The sequence below is a fragment of the Aeromonas schubertii genome (genome assembly GCF_000820105.1).
Classification (GTDB): Bacteria; Pseudomonadota; Gammaproteobacteria; order Enterobacterales; family Aeromonadaceae; genus Aeromonas; species Aeromonas schubertii.
Window position 1 is genome coordinate 1 of the sequence record NZ_CDDB01000022.1, and the last position, 813, is coordinate 813.

The window sequence follows — 813 nt, forward strand, 5'->3', positions numbered from 1 at the left end:
GACGACCCGATCTGGCGCGGCAATGCCTGGTATCGGGCCAAGGAGTATCGCCGCGCCAGATCGGGTCGTCGAAGGCCTGGGCCGCGCTTGCATACTTCCCCTCCTCATAGAGGCGCAGGGCCGAGCGGGAGGGCTCCGCATGAAGGGGGGGCAGCAGCAGGGGGAGCAGCAGCAGGCTCCACAGTACGCCCCTGCGCGCCAGCAGGGAAAAAGGGAGCAGCAGTAGCAGCAGGTAAGGGCCGAGTTCGAGCCAGCCGGTGCGTAGCTGGTGGCCGGCCCCTTCGCCCAGGGGGGTGAGCAGCACCGGGTCGCGATCCGAGCTCATCAGCCGGCCTCCAGTGCTGTCGGCCAGCCCGGCGATGGCCGCCCGATCTGGCGGGGGCAGGGTGAGTCGTCCCTGATCGGGGGGGAGGTGGGCCACCTTGTCACCGGCGAGCAGCAGAATATCGAGGCGCGGCGCCTCACAACGGGGGGCGAGCAGGCTGCGTCGGCAGGGCCAGCGCTGGCTGATCGCGGTTTGCTGATCCCGGGTGATCTGATCGGTGATCAGCAAAAGTCGTGTCGGGTGCTCCTGGCCGAGGCGATCGAGGGCTAGCTGGACCGCCCGCTGTGGTGCACTCCCCTGGATGGGCATCACCGCGGGCCTCAGATCCGGCAGCAGGCGGCTCAGGGCCTCTCTGTCCTGGGTGGGCGGCATGGCCAGGTAGGCATCGGCGGCAAAGAGGACGAGGGCGATGCGCCGGCCATCTTCCACGGCCAGCAGGTCTTGCAGCAGCAGGCGAGCCCGGGTGGCCCGATCCGGCGCCGGATCGG

General features: G+C 70.0%; 1 protein-coding gene. It reads right to left on the bottom strand.

All coding sequences use genetic code 11. The annotated features are described in order from the left end of the window. On the bottom strand, positions 1 to 813 hold an 813-nt coding region (locus BN1133_RS04615), incomplete at both ends, for a VWA domain-containing protein (RefSeq protein WP_157432337.1).